Genomic DNA, 16,148 nt, shown 5'->3' on the forward strand with positions numbered 1-16,148 from the left:
CAGCAAGCAATCCCAAATTGGAATGACCGGCATGCCTCTGGTCTATCGCTACCGGGTGAAGTCGCTGAACGGCCTGCTCAATCAGCAGAGCCGCGCGGTGAACTACGTCTGGAACTTCTGCAATGACACGCAGAAGCACGCGCTCAAATGGGGCAAGAAGTGGCCCACGGGTTTCGATCTGAACGTGCTGACGACCGGCAGCAGCAAGGAACTCCGTATCCATTCCGGCACAATCAACGCGGTTTGCGAGCAGTACGCCAAGTCGCGTAGCCAGCACCGCCGGCCGTGCCTGCGCTATCGCGGCCGCAAGTCGCTCGGTTGGGCACCGCTCAAGGGCCGGGATCTCAAGCGCTCGGGCGACGGATTCCGCTTTGCCGGCAACACGTTTCGCGTGTTCAGCTCCCGCCCCCTTCCCGAGGGCAAGATCAAGGACGGCACCAATTTCTCCCGCGATGCGCGAGGCAATTGGTTCCTGAACATCGTGATTGAAGTTGCCGACACCCAGGCCCGGCCCCCGGAACGCGGCGTCGGCATCGATCTTGGCTTGAAGGACCTTGCCACGCTGTCCACCGGCGAAAAGGTCGAGAATCCGCGCCACCTTGGCCGACTCGAGCAAGCGCTGGCCAAGGCGCAGCGTGCGCGCAAGAAACGACAGGCCACGAACCTCGACGCGCGCATCAAAAATGGGCGGCGTGACTTTCTGCACAAGCTCTCGCATCGCATCGTGCGGGACTTCGACTACATCGCGGTGGGGAATGTGAACGCCGCCGGCCTCGCCAAGACCGGCGTGGCGAAGTCCGTCCTCGATGCGGGCTGGTCGTCCTTCCGCACAATGCTCGCGTACAAGGCGATTGCGCATGGCGCGTGGTACGAGGAAGTCGACGAACGTTTCACCACCCAGGTTTGTTCTTCGTGCGACGCGATGCCGCCGGAGACGCCGAAAGGTATCGCAGACCTTGGAATATGGCAGTGGGTATGCAGTGGATGCGGTGCTGTACATGATCGCGATGTGAACGCTGCGCTAAATGTCCTTGCCCGATCGGGACATCGATCGCCTGCAGAGGGAAACTCCTCCCTTTAGGGAGGGGAGGATGTCAACTTGCCTCCTTCAGTCCGCGCATGCGCTGCAGCGCACCAGCGATGCCGCCCGTCATCCCGCCGGGCATCAGCGTGACCACCAGCACCAGCACCGCGCCGAACAGCACCTGGTGGAAATCCCCCAGCCCGCTCAGCAGTTCCGGCACGAGCGAGACGAACAGCGCACCAAGGATCACGCCATAGGTGGAGCGGGCACCCGCCACCACCGGCACCAGCAGAAACACGATGGAGCGCTCCACCGTAAAGCTCTGCACGCTGACGAACGACACATAGTGGGCAAACAAGGTCCCGGCCAGCGAGCCCAGCATGGCCGACAGCACGAACATCGAGGTCTTCAGCCGGTGCATGTCCACGCCCAGCACCTGCGCCGCCGGCGCGGCATCGCGCATCGCCCGCATGGCCAGGCCCGGGCGGCCCTTGACCAGGTTGTCGACCAGCCACAGCAGCACCGCGAGCAGCGGCCAGACGAAGTAGTAGTAGCGCTCCGGGGTGTCCAGCACATAGCCGAACCAGGACAGCTTGGGAATGCCGCCGATTCCCAGCGTGCCGCCGGTCAGCCAGTCCCACTCGAAGAACAGCACGTTGGCGATGCTTCCCACCGCCAGCGTCGCCAGCGCCAGGAAGAAGCCGCCCAGGCGCAGCACCGGCACGCCGATGGCCGCAGCCAGCGCGGCGCTGATGGCCAGCCCGGCGGCCGCACCGGCCAACGCCGGCCAGCCCAGCGCCGTGGTGCAGTACGCCGAGGCGTATGCGCCGATGCCGTAGAACGAGGCCTGCGCCAGGTTGACGATGCCGCACTGCCCCAGCAGCAGGCCCACGCCAAGGCCGCCCACGGCCAGGATGGCGGCGAAGTTGAGCAGGTCGACGTGGTGCCGCGACAGCAGCTGCCCGGCCGCCACCCACAGCAACACGCCAGCCAGGATGAACGCGCGTGACGGGTTCATGGTTATCCTCCCTTGCGCCCGGCCCGGCCCAGCACGCCGTTGGGCAGCAGAATCATGATGACGATCAGGATCGACAGCGCGATCACGTCGCGATAGCCAGACGGGAAACCCACCACCGCCAGCGATTCCGCCAGGCCGAGCAGCAGGCCTCCCGCCACGGCCCCGAGCGGATTGCCCAGGCCGCCGAGAATGGCCGCGGCAAAGCCCTTCAGCGTGAGGCCGATGCCCATCTGGTAGTTCATCGACAGCAGCGGCGTGACCAGCACGCCGGCGATCGCGCCGAACCCGCCGCCGAGCAGGAACGTGTACGTGCGCATGCGGCGCACGTTGATGCCGGTGGTGGTGGCGCCATCCGGATCGAGCGAGGCAGCGGTCATGGCCAGGCCCGCCAGGGTCCTGGTGTAGAACAGGCGCAGCGCACCGACCAGCAGCACCGCAATGCCGGTCAGTGCCAGCGCATGCACGGGCGTGGTAGCGCCGAACAGCTCCACCACCCCCTCCCCGCCGAGCGCCGGCAGCAGGTGCGAATCCCGGCCGCCGAAGTAGAGCGCCGCGGCCGACAGCGCAAAGGCCAGGCCAATGGTCAGCAGCAGGAAGCTCTCTTCGCCGGCGCCGCGGCGCAGCATCGGCCGCACGAACAGCACGTCGATGGCCAGGCCGCTGACGGCACCGGCGGCAATGCCGCCGGCAATCGACAACGCATATGGCAGGCCCAGCGCCTTCAGCGCGAACACCGCCACCAGCGCGCCGATCACCGCGAACTCGCCCTGCATCGCATTGACGATGCGCGTGCCCTTGAAGATGATGGCCATGCCCACGCCGATCAGCGCGTAGACAAAGCCATTGGTGATCCCGGACAGGATCGCCTGGAATACGAGGGTAGTGGACATACCAGCTCCTTTCCCGCGAGCGTCGCAGGCTATGGTTTGGCCTTGTAGGGCAGCCGCTCGAACCGGCCGTTCTGCAGCTTCGAGTACGTGAAGCCGGCCAGCGTCATGCCGCCCATGTCGGGCGCGGCGAAGTCGTAGCCGCTGGTGACGCCCTGGTAAGGCCGGCGCAACGCGCTGCACAGCTTGTCGCCCGGCGCATCGGCACCGGCCGCCTTCAGGCCCGCGGCCAGGGCCATGACCGCATCCCAGCCCACCGCCGAGAAATGCTTGGGCAGCTTGCCGTACTCCTTGCGGAAGGCCTCGACGAATTCCTTCTGTCCCGGCAGCGGGTCTTCGGACACGATGAACTCGGGATGGATGATGTTGTCCGCGGCCTCGCCCATGGCCTTGACGGTCTCGTAGGTAGCCGTGCCATGCACGGAGATGACGGGAACGCCGACCTTCAGCTGGCGCACGTTGCGGAACGGCGCGGGCGAGGTCGAGATGACGATGATGGCATCCGGCTTGGCCGCCTTGATCTTGGCCGCCTGCGTGGTGACATCGGTGGCGGCGATCTCGAACTTCTCCACCTGTATGAAGCTGACGCCGTACTCGCGATCCAGCGTCTTCAGGCTGGTCCATACCACCTGCCCGTAGCCCGAGTCATGCAGCACGCCGACGCGCTTCAGGCCGTTGTCGCGCGCATAGGCCAGCACGGCACGCGCGTTGAGCTCCTGCGACGGCGTCAGGTGGAACACGCAATGGCGTTCGCGCTCCACCGCGGGCCCCAGTCCCGAGAACGAGAACAGTGGCACCTTCTGCGCCTGTGTGATGCCGCCGATGGCAACCGTCTGGGCAATGCCCGATGGCCCGACGATGGCGCGAACCTTGTGCGTATGGAGCAGCGCGTTCGCCTTGGCGACGGCGGAATCCGGGCTGGAGCCGTCGTCTTCGACAATCATTTCCAGCGGCCGCCCGCCAATACCCCCACGGGCATTGACGACCTTCTGCGCCAGCAGCGCGCCTTCGCGCTCGGCCTGGCCCACGGCGGCAAGGCCGCCGGTGATCGAGAACAGGCCGCCGATGCGGACCGGTTCGGCGCCGGGCGTGCCCTGGGCCAGCACCGGCGGCATCGCCAGGACCAGGGCAAGCCCGGCGGCGGCAAACAGGGCGCGCGGCGCCCGGGTGATCGGGTTGTGGTTCATGTCTCCGTCCTTGTTGTAGGTATCGGGTTGGCCCGATTACACTGCGCCGGGCACGCCTGCCCACTCGAGCACATCGGCCAGCGCGGCGATGTCGAGATGGCCCTGCCGGCGCTGCTGCATCAGCGCCAGGTATTGCCGCACCAGCGACGACATCGGCAGCGCGACCGCGTTGTCGCGGGCCACCGCCAATGCCAGGTCGAGGTCCTTCACCACCAGCGAGATCGGGCCGACGGCGGCGTAGTCGCGCTGCTTGAGCTGCTCTGCCTTGGTGCGGTAGTGGGCGCTGCCGACGATGCTGTCGTTGATCGCATCGACCATCAGCGCGCGGTCCAGCCCGGCGCGCGCGCCGAAGGCCAGCCCCTCGCCGATCACCGCGGTGCTCATGAACACCATCATGTTGATCATCAGCTTGATGACGCGGGCCTCGTCCGCGCCGCCCACGTATGACTGGCGCGCGGTCAGGCACGCGAGGACGGGCTGCACCGCGTCGAAGGCCGGCCGCGGCCCGGATACGAAACAGCTCAGCTGCGCGCTCGCCGCCAGCGATACCGTGCCCGACACCGGCGCGCGCAGAAAAGCGGCGCCGCGCCGCGCGAGCGCGGCAGCCACCTCTGCCGAGGCATCGGGCGAGACCGTGCTCATGTCGACAAAGACCTTGTCCGCCGTCGCGGCGCCGGCAACGCCGCCGGAGGCCAGGAACAGGTCGCGCAGCCCGCCATCGTCAAAGATCGTTGAGAACACCACATCCGAGTCCGCCACCAGTGCCTGCGCGGCAGGCGCCACTGCCGCCCCTGCGGCGGCCACCGCCTCGCACTGCGCCGGCACGCGGTCAAAGACCGTGAGCCGGTAGCCGGCTTTCAGCAGGTTCAGGCACATCGGTCGGCCCATGGCACCAACGCCGATCCATCCAAGCCGCGGTGATTGCACCGCGTGCGCGTTGCTTGTGTTGATCATGGCCCGCCCCCCTACTCGACCCTGACGCCGGACAGCTCGACCAGCTTGCGCGTCTGGCGCGTCTGCGTCTCGATGTACTGCGAGAACTGCGCCGGGCTCAGCTTCATCGGCACCATCCCCTGCGCGGCGAAGTGCTTCTCGACGAAGTCCTTGTCGTCCAGGATCTCGCGGATGGTGGCGTTCAGCTTGTCGACCACCGCGCGCGGCACCTTGGCCGGGGCCAGCACGCCGTAGACGGCCGAGATGTCCATGTCCTTGTAGCCGGCCTCGGCAAAGGTGGGCACCTGCGGCAGCGCGCGCGTGCGCTTGTCGCCGCTGACGGCGAGCACCTTGAGTTTCTTTGCCGCAACAAAGCTCTGGATCGTCGGCAGCGCCGGGAAGGTCATCAGGATCTGGCCGCCGACGACGTCTGCCACCGCCGGCGCCGAGCCCTTGTACGGCACGTGGACCAGGTCGGTGCCGGCCAGCTTGTTGAACAGCGCGCCCATCAGGTGCGGCTGGCTGCCGCTGCCGAACGAGCCGTAGCTGAGGGCTTGCGGACGGCCCTTGGCATATGCGGCCAGGTCCTTGACGCTGTCCACCGGCAGGCTGCCCGAGACGGCCATGACGAGCGGCACGTAGCCGATCGTCGCCACCGGGGCAAAGTCGCGCGCGACGTTGTACGACACCGACGGCAGCACCACCGGGTTGAGCACGAAGGTGGCATCGTTGGTCAGCAGCAGCGTGTAGCCGTCGGGCTGCGCCTTGGCCACCGCGTCGGCGCCGATCACGGTATTGGCGCCGCTCTTGTTTTCCACCACCACCGGCTGGCCCAGCTTCTCGGACATGCGCTGCGCCAGTTGCCTGGCGATGATGTCGGTGGTTCCGCCCGGTGCGTAAGGCACCACCATGCGGATCGGCTGCGCGGGATAGGTCTGCGCCAGTGCGGCGCCCGTGCCTGCCAGGCAGGCCAGGCCGAAGGCTGCGGCACGCAGCGCGTGGGTCGTATGAAATTGCCAGGACATAGGGTCTCCATCCATTGTCTGTGTCGACGGTGCCGGCTCGGACGGCCGGCTGCCGTCAGGGGATCATTCAGTCAAAGAGCCAGGGCTCCAATTGCCGCCGCGCCTGCTCGTAATCCCGGATCTGCCCGGCATGGCGCAGCGCCAGCGCGATATCGTCCAGGCCGTTCAGCAGGCAGTGCTGCTTGAACGGATCCAGCGTGAAGGCAATGGCCTCGCCCGACGGCGTCACCACCTGCAGCGCGGCCAGGTCCACCTGCAGCCGGTAGCCCGGCGTGGCCGCGGTCTCGGCGAACAGGCGCTCGACCACGTCCGGCGCCGCCACGATCGGCAGCAGGCCGTTCTTCAGGCAGTTGTTGTAGAAGATGTCGGCAAAGCTGGGCGCGATCAGCGCGCGCAGGCCGAAGTCCTCCAGCGCCCACGGCGCATGCTCGCGCGATGAGCCGCAACCGAAGTTCTCGCGCGCCAGCAGGATCGAGGCGCCGCGGTAGCGCGGCTGGTTCAGCACGAAATCCGGGTTGAGGGGCCGGCTGCTGCAGTCCTGCCCGGGCTCGCCGTGGTCCAGGTAGCGCCAGTCGTCGAACAGGTAGGGGCCGAAGCCGCTGCGCCGGATCGACTTCAGGAACTGCTTGGGCAGGATGGCGTCGGTATCGACATTGGCTCGGTCCAGCGGCGCCACCAGGCCATCCAGGGTGGTAAAGGCTCTCATTGCTCGGTTTCCTCCGGTGGTCTACAGCGAGCGCACATCGATGAAGTGGCCCGCCACCGCGGCTGCGGCCGCCATCTGCGGGCTGACCAGGTGGGTGCGCCCGCCCGGCCCCTGCCTGCCTTCGAAGTTGCGGTTGGAAGTGGAAGCGCAGCGTTCGCCGGCCGCCAGGCGGTCATCGTTCATGCCCAGGCACATCGAGCAGCCCGGTTCGCGCCATTCGAAGCCGGCGGCGATGAACACCTGGTCCAGCCCCTCGGCCTCGGCCTGCGACTTGACCAGCCCGGAGCCCGGTACCACCAGCGCCTGCCTGATGCGCGGCGAGACATGGCGCCCGCGCAGCACCGCCGCCGCGGCGCGCAGGTCTTCCAGGCGCGCATTGGTGCATGAGCCGATGAATACCTTGTCCAGCGCGACCGCCTCGATCGGCGTATTCGGCAGCAGGCCCATGTAGTCCAGCGCCTGCTCGATGCTCTTGCGCCGCACCGGGTCGCGCTCGTCGCGCGGATCGGGAATGCGCTCGCCGACGGCCACCACCATTTCCGGCGAGGTGCCCCAGGTCACGTGCGGGCGGATCGCGGTGGCATCCAGCTCCACCACGGCATCGAAGGCGGCGCCCGGATCGCTGCGCAGCGTGCGCCAGTAGCCGGTGGCGGCGTCCCACATCGCACCGGCCGGTGCTTGCGGGCGGCCGTCCAGGTAGGCCAGCGTGGTTTCATCCACCGCCACCATGCCGGCGCGCGCGCCCGCTTCGATCGCCATGTTGCACACGGTCATGCGCGCCTCCATGCTGAGGCCGCGGATCGTGCTGCCGGCAAACTCGATCACGTGGCCGGTGGCGCCGGCGGTGCCGATGCGGCCGATCAGCGCCAGCGCGATGTCCTTGGCGGACACGCCACGGGGCAGCTCGCCGTCCACCCGCACCAGCATCGACCTGGGCTTCTTCATCCACAGGCATTGCGCGGCCAGCACCTGCTCCACTTCGGAGGTGCCGATGCCGAACGCAAACGCTGCGAACGCGCCGTGTGTTGACGTGTGCGAGTCGCCGCAGGCAATGCTCATGCCGGGCAAGGTGGCGCCGCGCTCCGGACCGACCACGTGCAGGATGCCCTGGCGCGGATCGTCCATGCCGAAGTTGACGATGCCGGTGTCTGCGCAGTTCTGGTCCAGGGCCTCGACCTGCGCGCGGCTGACGGGATCGGCAATGCCCAGCTTGCGCGCGGTGGTCGGCACGTTGTGGTCGGCCGTTGCCAGCACGGAAGCGGCGCGCCACACCTTGCGCGCGTTCAGGCGCAGGCCTTCGAAGGCCTGCGGGCTGGTCACCTCGTTGACCAGGTGGCGGTCGATATAGATCAGCGCGGGTCCGTCCGGCTCCTGGTGGATCACGTGGCTGGCCCAGAGCTTGTCGAGCAGGCTCGCCGGGCGGTCGGGTTCAGTCATGGGGGTCTCTCCTTGTATTTCTCGTGGCGGACGCGGGTTACCTTGCGCCCACCCACTCAGGCACCGGATGCAGCTCGGTGGTCTTGCCGGCCTTGACCACCTGCCCGGAAATATCGTGTCCGACCAGCGCCGGCAGCTCGCGCGCCGCGCCGAGCAGCCGGTCCAGGTCGACACCGGTGTCGATGCCGGAAGACTCCAGCATGTGCACCAGGTCTTCCGTGCAGATGTTGCCGGTCGCGCCCGGCGCAAAGGGGCAGCCGCCCAGCCCGCCCAGCGACGCATCGAAACTGTCCACGCCCGCCGCCAGGCCGGCCAGCACATTGGCCAGGCCCATGCCGCGCGTGTTGTGGAAATGCAGGGTCAGCGGCACGCCCGGGAACCAGCGCAGGAACGCCTCGACCAGCTTGCTCACCTGGCGCGGGTCGGCCATGCCGGTGGTATCGGCCAGCGTGATGCTGTCCATGCCCAGTTCCAGGTAGCGGCCCGCGGCCCACTTCACCCGTTCCGGCGCGATCTCGCCTTCGAACGGGCAGCCGAACGCGGTCGCCACGCAGCCGCTGACGGCCAGCTCGGCCGACTGCGCCAGCTGCATCACGCCGCGGAACTGCTCCAGCGACTGGTCGCAGGTCATGCGCATGTTGGCCAGGTTGTGCGTCTCGCTGGCGGACATCACCAGGTTGATCTCGTCGAGGTCGCACTCCAGTGCGCGCTCGCAGCCGCGCGCATTGGGCACCAGCGCGGTGTAGACCACGTCCCGTTGGCGGCGGATGCCTTTCGCGACCGCCTCTGCATCGCGCAGGTTCGGGATCGCCTTGGGCGAGACAAACGAGGTGATCTCGATCCTGGCCAGGCCGCTTTCCGAGAGGCGGTCGATCAGCGCGATCTTCTGTTCGGTGGGGACGAATTCCGGCTCGATCTGGAAGCCGTCGCGCACGGACACTTCATTGATGCGCACGCGCCGGGGGGCGTTAGGAAGCCACATGGTTCTTTCCTTTTCGTTGGGGCGGGCTCAGACCACGCCGGCGGCGCGCAGCGCGCGCAGCTCGTCGCCGGCAATGCCGATGCCCGCCAGGATCTCTTCGGTGTGCTGGCCCAGTTCGGGGCCGATCCACCTGGTGCGCCCCGGGGTCCCGCTGAGCTTGGGCACGATGCCGGACAGCTCCACCGGCGAGCCATCCGGCAACTGGTGCGGCTCGATCATGTCGCGCGCGCGGTAGTGCGCGTCGCTGCTGATCTCCGCTGCGGTGTAGATCTTTCCGCAGGGCACGGCCGCGGCTTCCAGCGTTGCCAGCACTGTGTCGAGGTCATGCGCGGAGGTCCACGCGGTGATGGCGTCGTCGAGCATGGCGTTGTGCTGCACGCGCCCGTCGTTGTGCGCCAGGCGCGGGTCCTGGCCCAGGTCGTCGCGGCCGATGGCGGCCATGAAGCGCCGGAAGATGGCGTCGCCGTTGCCGGCAATGATCACGTACTGGCCATCCTGGCACGGATACGTATTCGACGGCGAGATGCCCGGCAGGCTGGCGCCCGAACGCTCGCGCACATGGCCGAACTTGGCGTACTCCGGCACCAGGCTCTCCATCACGGCAAAGACCGACTCATAGAGCGCCACGTCGACAAACTGCCCTTCGCCCTGGTTGGCGCGCAGGTGGTGCATGGCCAGCAAGGCGCCGATGACGCCATACAGCGATGCCAGCGTGTCGCCGATGCTCACGCCCGAGCGCACCGGCGGCCGGTCGGGATAGCCGCTGACATAGCGCAGCCCGCCCATCGATTCCGCAATCGCGGCAAAGCCGGGGCGGTCCTTGTAGGGTCCGGTCTGGCCGTAGCCGGAGATGCGCACCATGACCAGCGCGGGGTTCACCTTGCGCAGGTCCTCCCAGCCCAGGCCCCATTTCTCGAGCGTGCCGGGGCGGAAGTTCTCGATCACGATATCGGCTTCGGTGACCAGCTTGCGCACGATCTCCTGGCCCTGCGCCGAACGCAGGTCCAGCGTCAGCGACTTCTTGTTGCGGCTCTGGCTATACCACCAGAGCGAGGTGCCTTCATACAGCTTGCGCCACTTGCGCAGCGGGTCGCCGTCCTTGGGCGATTCGATCTTCAGCACTTCGGCGCCGAACTGCGCGAGCAGTCCGCCCGCATACGGGCCTGCGATCAGCGAGCCGAGTTCGATCACGCGGACGCCCTGCAGCGGCATCGTTCCGTTGTTCGCTTCGTTAGCCATGGCGGTTTGCTGCTCCTGTGGATACGGTGGTCTGTGATGCAAGATTGGAAGAACCCGCGCGCGCGGTAAAGCAACCATTGGCGAGCCCGCCATCGCGAAAAACGATGGCAGCGCTGGCGCGCTATTCATCCTCGCGCAGCCGGTCCACCAGCAGCCGCGCCACCGCGGACAGGCCCTCATACGCACGCACGCCGATCACCAGCTGGCGCGCGGCCCACGCTTCATCGAGCGCGACGGTGCGGATGCCAAGGGTCTGCTGGTAAGGCCCGGCACTGGACCTGGGCAGGATTCCCAGGCCCAGTCCCGCCTGCACCATCAGGCACAGCGCGTCGTAGCCGGGCACGTGGATGCGCGGCTTGAACACGCGGCCGGCCTCGCTGGCAGCCTTGGCCAGCTGCAGGTGGATCTGGCTGCCTGCGTGCAGGCTGACGAAGTCGTAGTCGAAGGCCTCGCGGATGGTCACCGAGTGCCGCCCGGCCAGCGGATGCGCGCCGGGCACCACCACGACCAGTTCGTCGCGCCGGTAGGGGAACGTCTCCAGCTCCGCACCCACCGCGCCCGCGGTGAAGATGCCGATGTCCGCGGCGTTCTCGGCCACCGCGCGCACGATGGCGGTGCTGACGCGCTCTTCCAGGTGCACGTCGATCAGCGGGTACTCGGCCAGGAACGACTTGAGCTGCGCCGGCAGGAACTGCGTGATGGCCGAGATATTGGCCATCACCCTCACCTGCCCGCGCAAGCCGCCGCCGTAGTCGCGCATGCGCACCAGGATGTCATCGAGGTTGTGCAGCACGCCGCGCGCCAGGTGCGCCAGCTCCATCCCGGCCATGGTCGGCTGCACGCCCTTGTTGCTGCGCATCAGCAAGGCCGTGCCCAGCCCCTGCTCCAGTTCGCTCACGCGCTTGCTGACCGCGGCCGCGGCAAGGTGCGCGTGCTCCGCCGCCGCGGCGATGGAGCCGGTTTCGGCCACGGCGACAAACAGGCGCAGCGAAGTGGGGTCGAGTCTCATGATGCGATGTCTCCCGGATCCGGTGGCCTGCGATGGCCCCGGCCCTTGTGTTGCATGCGGTCCGTTGCGGCTAAAATACGGCCATGACCTCCGCCGCCAAACCGTCCGCCCCCGTCGACAACGACGCTCCGCCGAAGCTCGAGGAAGGCCACCGCGACTACGTCGCGGCGCTGGCGCGGGGCCTGGCGGTGATCCAGGCCTTTACCGAGACCACGCCGGAACTGACGCTGAGCGAAGTGGCGCAGGCCACCGGCATGACGCCCGCGACCGCGCGCCGCGCGCTGCTGACGCTGCGGGCGCTGGGCTATATCGGCGCCAACGGCCGCCGCTTCGTGCTGCTGCCCAAGGTGCTGTCGCTGGGCGCCGCCTTCCTCAGCTCGATGAACCTGCGCGACATCGTGCAGCCGTTCCTGCAGGAGGTGGCCGAGCGCTTCCGCGATTCGGTCTCGCTTGCCATCCTCGACGGCGACAGCGTGGTCTACCTGGCGCATGTGCCCAGCCGCCGGCGCATCGCCTTCCGGGCTTCGGTGGGTTACCGGCTGCCGGTCCATTGCACCTCCCTTGGCCTGGCCATGCTGGCGCACGCGCCCAAGGCCCAGCAGAACAAGATCCTCGACAAGGCGCCATTCCAGAAATTCACCCCGCTGACACTCAGCGATGCCGACGCGCTGCGCGCGGCGCTGGCACGCGCGCTCGAGCAGGGCTATGCCATCCAGGACAGCCAGCTGGAGCTGGGCGTGCTGTCGATCGCCGTGCCGGTGCGTGACCCGCAACAGCGCGTGATCGCCGCCATCAACTGCTCCACCGAAACCGAGCGCACCAGCCCGGACGAACTGGTCGCCACCCGGCTGCCGGCGCTGCGCGAAGCCGCCGCGTCGATCGAGGCGGCGATCCGGCGCGCACCGGCGCTGGCGCACTCCATTACCGCCGCCTCCTGAGCGGCCTCGCGCGCCGGCTTACTGCGCCGTTTCAGGCTGCAGCACGATATCCAGGTTGACCAGCTGGTAGCCGTCGCGCTCCGGGTGCGGCAGCGCGTCGACGATGTGGTCGTCGATGGTTGAGAAGATGCAGTCGACCGGATTGGCCGGATCACCGGCGAAATACAGCTGCGACGTCAGGTTCCGGTAGCCTGGCTGCATCACCCGGTAGTGGATGTGCGGCGCGCGCTGCCGGTTGCGGCCCAGCCGCTTCATCAGCACGCCCACTTCGGTATCCTCGCGGCCGATGATGTAGCCACCCGGGCGGATGGTGAACACCTGGAAGCTGCCATCGGCCTCGCAACGCAGCTTGCCGCGCAGGTTGTCTTCCGACTGCGAGTCATCTTCGTTCTCATAGCGGCCGAACTGGTTGGGCTGCCATACGATCATCATCGCGCCCGGTACCGGCTTGCCGGTGGCGGCATCCAGCACGCGGCCGCGCACCTCCAGCCGCTGGCCAGGCTCGTCGTCGGTGGCGATATGGCATGGGTTGGAGCCTTCGGCGATCTCGTCCTTGGGGAACGGACCGGTCACGTTCTGCGGCGTGGCGTGGTCATCGGTGCGTGCCAGGTCCAGCGCGCGCATGGTCAGGCCCATCATGTCGCACAGCATGATCAGTTCATCCTGCTGGGCCACCTTGCCTATCCAGGTGGCGATCCGGTAGAGCTGCCGGTCGGTCAGCTTCAGTTCGTCCAGCATGGCGTGGAAGTGCTTCAGCGCCACGCGGAACTGCGCCTGCAGGACCGGGTCCGCGCCGGGCGCATCGCTGCACATGGCATCGAAGGCGCGTTGCAGGGTGTAGTTGTCGGGGTTGTTCATCGCTGTCTCCGGTGATTCTGTGTCAGTGGCTGGCGGCGGCCATGTCGATGGCGCGGGCGAACAGGGTTCCATCCGCTTTCAGCTTGTGCTTGGCCGGCTTGTGCGTAGGGGTGTGCGGAATGGCATCCACGGCGACGACATAGCGCGGCAGCTTGTGCACGGCCAGCCGGTCCCGAGCCCAGGCGAGCAACTCGCCCGGCTCGACCAACTGCCCGGGGCGGAACTGCACCGCCAGCAGGATCTCTTCTTCGCCCAGGTCCGCCGGCACGCCGATGGCCGCCGCTTCCTCGACTGCGGGGTGCTCGCCGAAGATCCGGTCGAGCTCGGCACCGGACACGTTCTCGCCCTTGCAGCGGATCACGTCCTTCTTGCGCGCGACGAACACGTAGTAGCCATCGCTGTCCTGGCGCACCAGGTCGCCGGTGGCGAACCACCCGTCGCGGAACGCGGCCTCGGTCTGCACGGCGTCGCGGTAGTAGCCCTGCATCAGCGTCGGGGTGCGGATCAGCAGTTCGCCCGCGGCGCCGGGTGCCACGTCGTGGCCGTCGTCATCGACGATGCGCGCCTCGGGCACCGGCACGGCCGGGTCCGGGTGCGGCGAGATCAGGCCCATGGTGCCGAGCTTGTGCGGGCCGTTGAACGGATTGGCGATGACGCCGGGGATTTCCGTCATGCCGTAGCACTCGATCAGGCGCGGCACGTGGAATTCCTGCTTCATCACCCGCACCATCTCCTGGGTCTGCGGCGCAATGAACATCTTGGTAATGCGATGGCCCGGCACGAATTCCGCGCGCGGGCGCCGCGCCAGGATGCTGCCGGCGGCGGCCACCAGGTTGACCTCGGTCGCGCCGCTCTCGGCCGCGAAGCGCCAGAACGACGACGCCGAGAAACGGCGCATCAGCACCAGGCAGCCGCCGCAGGCCAGCGCCCCGCCCACCGAATACATCAACGCATTGATATGGAACAGCGGCATCACGCACATCACGCGCTCGTCCGGCTGCAAGTGCAGGCGGCCGACAAAGGCCTCGGCGGTCAGCACGTAGCCGCGATGGCTGTGCATGGCGCCCTTGGGAAAGCCGGTGGTGCCTGAGGTGTAGATGATCAGGGCGGTGCTGCGGTCGCTGTCGACGCCCGGGGCTGCGTTGGCCGGCTGCGCCGCATGCGCCGCGATCGATGCGGCCAGCGTCGGCACGCCGTGATCGCCATCCTCGTTGGCGCGCAGCCAGACGTCACCGCCCAGGTCCGCGGCCACGGCGGCGCCGGTCGCCAGCGTGCCGGGCGCGCACACCAGGCCGCACACCTGCGCGTGCCGGAATACGTACAGCGCCTCGTCGAGCCGGTACTCGGGATTGGCCGGCACCATGGTCGCGCCGATACGGGCCAGCGCGAACATCAGCACCACGGTGGACGGATGGTTGGTCGAGAGCACGCCGACACGGTCGCCGGGTCCGACTTGCATCGCCTGCGCCAGCCAGTCCGCGGTGAGGCCGATCCGTTGGTCGAGCTGGCGATAGCTCCAAGTCTCGCCCTCGAACACAAGCGCCGGCTTGTCCGGGTGCGCCGCCACGCGGGCGGCAAGGAAGCCGGTGAGCGTGGCATCGTGGGCGCGGTACTGCCTGAGCACATCGAGCGGCGCCACCAGCGCGTCGCCGGCAGGGAGTACGGGCGGCTTCATGATGCTTGCGCCGGCGCGGCGCTGTAAGTGATGGCGTGTTCGGCGGCGTCGGCCAGGATAAAGCCGATGGGTTGCGCGCGCTCTTCCTGCAGGTGGGCGATCAGGCTCGCCACGCGGGCCAGCATCGGTACGCCCTTGAGCGCGCTGGCGGGATAGCCGGCATCGAGCAGCACCGCGGGGATCGCGCCCGACACATTGAGCGGCAAGGCCTTGCTGTAGTGCTCGGGGACCGCCGCGGCCACCGCCTCGAGCGCGGCGACGTGGTCGCCCGCGATGCCGAGTTCACGCGCGAATGCCAGCAGGCGGTGCGCGCGCGGATCGCCCTGCTTGTGCGTGGGGTGGCCGAAGCCCGGCAGCGGCTGTCGCGCCTGCCGCAAGGCCCGCACCACCGCGTGCGCGCTGTCTGCCAGCGTGCCGGCGTCCCGGCCGGCCAGCACTTGCGCCAGCATCTGCCCGGCGGTTTCCGAGGCCCCCAGGATCACCGAGCCGCAGCCCAGCACGCCCGCGGCCACCGCGCCCTGCAGGGCGTCGGGGGCGGCGGCGAGCGTCATGCGCGCGGCCTGCACCGACGGCACCAGTCCGTGTTCGGCAATGGCGACCAGGCAGGCATCGGTGATGGCCACCAGCTTTTCGCCCGGCTGGCGGCCGGTAAGCAGGAACAGAAAGTAGGCCGTAAAGCCGATCTTGCCGATCAGTTCCTGGCTGAGATCCTTGCCATGCACCGACACCCCGTGGAGTTCCACATGGGCAATGGCGGTGTGGCCGGTGCGTTTGGCATCCGTCACGTTGTCTCCTATTTTTGCGCTACGCGCAATCTAATGCGTTATACGAATTATTCTAGGGCGTGCCACAGTGCATTGCAAGGTCGGGAATACCTGCACCGGGAGCCAGCCGGCACTGCGCCAGGCGCAGCGCCGGCACATCATCAGGCACGGTCCGACGGATCGGTCTCGCCGATCCGGGCGAGCGCGCCATCGGTGAAGGGATCGACCTCGCGTACCGCGCCGTCCAGATACGGATCGGCCTTGCGCGCTGCGACCTTGCGGAACTGCTCGTCCACCAGCCGGCCCGGCTGCGAACGCTGCGCCGACCCGGCCGAGGGGATCGAGCCATGTGCCGCACGTGCGCCATCTGTATAGACATCGGGCGACCGCACCGCGGCCTGGGCCGCCGAAGCCATCACCAGCACCACTGCTGCGCCAAACATTGCCGTTTTCATCACTTGCTCCT

At 68.1% G+C, this 16,148-nt stretch carries 16 protein-coding genes; 2 read left to right on the plus strand and 14 right to left on the minus strand.

What is annotated here, in order from left to right; all coding sequences use genetic code 11:
- The first annotated feature begins 31 nt into the window (after nt 1–31).
- Entirely contained in the window at nt 32–1,081 is a 1,050-nt protein-coding gene (locus AC3WRI_RS23325; protein ID WP_492294169.1) for an RNA-guided endonuclease InsQ/TnpB family protein, read from the plus strand.
- 13 nt (nt 1,082–1,094) lie between these two features.
- Here the strand turns inward: AC3WRI_RS23325 and AC3WRI_RS23330 are convergent, their stop codons facing one another.
- The 10 genes from AC3WRI_RS23330 to AC3WRI_RS23375 all read right to left on the minus strand — a co-directional run bounded on the left by AC3WRI_RS23330 (nt 1,095) and on the right by AC3WRI_RS23375 (nt 11,447).
- Nucleotides 1,095–2,042: a branched-chain amino acid ABC transporter permease gene (locus AC3WRI_RS23330; RefSeq protein ID WP_011614950.1), complete on the minus strand. Its 948-nt coding sequence runs from the start codon at nt 2,040–2,042 to the stop codon at nt 1,095–1,097.
- 2 nt (nt 2,043–2,044) lie between these two features.
- Nucleotides 2,045–2,932: a branched-chain amino acid ABC transporter permease gene (locus tag AC3WRI_RS23335; protein ID WP_492294171.1), complete on the minus strand. Its 888-nt coding sequence runs from the start codon at nt 2,930–2,932 to the stop codon at nt 2,045–2,047.
- Nucleotides 2,933–2,961: 29 nt separating this feature from the next.
- Nucleotides 2,962–4,116 (minus strand): ABC transporter substrate-binding protein, encoded by a 1,155-nt coding sequence (locus AC3WRI_RS23340; protein WP_492294173.1) that lies wholly within the window; start codon nt 4,114–4,116, stop codon nt 2,962–2,964.
- A gap of 36 nt (nt 4,117–4,152) precedes the next feature.
- On the minus strand, nt 4,153–5,070 hold the full coding sequence (locus tag AC3WRI_RS23345) for an NAD(P)-dependent oxidoreductase (protein ID WP_439668694.1): 918 nt from the start codon (nt 5,068–5,070) through the stop codon (nt 4,153–4,155).
- Nucleotides 5,071–5,081: 11 nt separating this feature from the next.
- Nucleotides 5,082–6,074, minus strand: a complete 993-nt coding sequence (locus AC3WRI_RS23350) for a Bug family tripartite tricarboxylate transporter substrate binding protein (protein ID WP_010808947.1) — start codon at nt 6,072–6,074, stop codon at nt 5,082–5,084.
- Between the two features lie 67 nt (nt 6,075–6,141).
- On the minus strand, nt 6,142–6,780 hold the full coding sequence (gene leuD / locus AC3WRI_RS23355; protein WP_011614948.1) for a 3-isopropylmalate dehydratase small subunit: 639 nt from the start codon (nt 6,778–6,780) through the stop codon (nt 6,142–6,144).
- A gap of 21 nt (nt 6,781–6,801) precedes the next feature.
- Entirely contained in the window at nt 6,802–8,217 is a 1,416-nt protein-coding gene (gene leuC, locus AC3WRI_RS23360) for a 3-isopropylmalate dehydratase large subunit (RefSeq protein WP_010808949.1), read from the minus strand.
- 37 nt (nt 8,218–8,254) lie between these two features.
- The gene (locus tag AC3WRI_RS23365; RefSeq protein WP_439668692.1) at nt 8,255–9,199 is read right to left on the minus strand and encodes a hydroxymethylglutaryl-CoA lyase; all 945 of its coding nucleotides are present in this window, start codon (nt 9,197–9,199) and stop codon (nt 8,255–8,257) included.
- Between the two features lie 27 nt (nt 9,200–9,226).
- Nucleotides 9,227–10,438 (minus strand): CaiB/BaiF CoA transferase family protein, encoded by a 1,212-nt coding sequence (locus AC3WRI_RS23370; RefSeq protein WP_010808951.1) that lies wholly within the window; start codon nt 10,436–10,438, stop codon nt 9,227–9,229.
- Nucleotides 10,439–10,559: 121 nt separating this feature from the next.
- Nucleotides 10,560–11,447 (minus strand): LysR family transcriptional regulator, encoded by an 888-nt coding sequence (locus tag AC3WRI_RS23375; RefSeq protein ID WP_010808952.1) that lies wholly within the window; start codon nt 11,445–11,447, stop codon nt 10,560–10,562.
- 83 nt (nt 11,448–11,530) lie between these two features.
- Between AC3WRI_RS23375 and AC3WRI_RS23380 the strand changes: the two genes are divergently transcribed.
- Nucleotides 11,531–12,385 (plus strand): IclR family transcriptional regulator domain-containing protein, encoded by an 855-nt coding sequence (locus AC3WRI_RS23380; RefSeq protein WP_492294175.1) that lies wholly within the window; start codon nt 11,531–11,533, stop codon nt 12,383–12,385.
- Between the two features lie 18 nt (nt 12,386–12,403).
- Here AC3WRI_RS23380 and AC3WRI_RS23385 read toward each other — a convergent pair whose 3' ends face one another.
- The 4 genes from AC3WRI_RS23385 to AC3WRI_RS23400 form a co-directional block, all read right to left on the minus strand.
- The gene (locus AC3WRI_RS23385; protein ID WP_011614945.1) at nt 12,404–13,243 is read right to left on the minus strand and encodes a dioxygenase family protein; all 840 of its coding nucleotides are present in this window, start codon (nt 13,241–13,243) and stop codon (nt 12,404–12,406) included.
- A 22-nt stretch (nt 13,244–13,265) separates the two neighbouring features.
- A complete protein-coding gene (locus AC3WRI_RS23390) occupies nt 13,266–14,918 on the minus strand; it encodes a class I adenylate-forming enzyme family protein (protein WP_439668690.1) in 1,653 nt (550 codons plus the stop codon).
- On the minus strand, nt 14,915–15,703 hold the full coding sequence (locus tag AC3WRI_RS23395) for a citryl-CoA lyase (protein ID WP_492294177.1): 789 nt from the start codon (nt 15,701–15,703) through the stop codon (nt 14,915–14,917). The genes AC3WRI_RS23390 and AC3WRI_RS23395 overlap by 4 nt, the downstream gene beginning before the upstream one ends.
- 140 nt (nt 15,704–15,843) lie before the next feature.
- Nucleotides 15,844–16,137 carry a hypothetical protein gene (locus tag AC3WRI_RS23400; protein WP_011614942.1) on the minus strand — a complete coding sequence of 98 codons (294 nt, stop codon included), beginning with the start codon at nt 16,135–16,137 and terminating at the stop codon, nt 15,844–15,846.
- Nucleotides 16,138–16,148: the final 11 nt, after the last annotated feature.

The organism is Cupriavidus sp. FW305-27, from assembly GCF_058787995.1.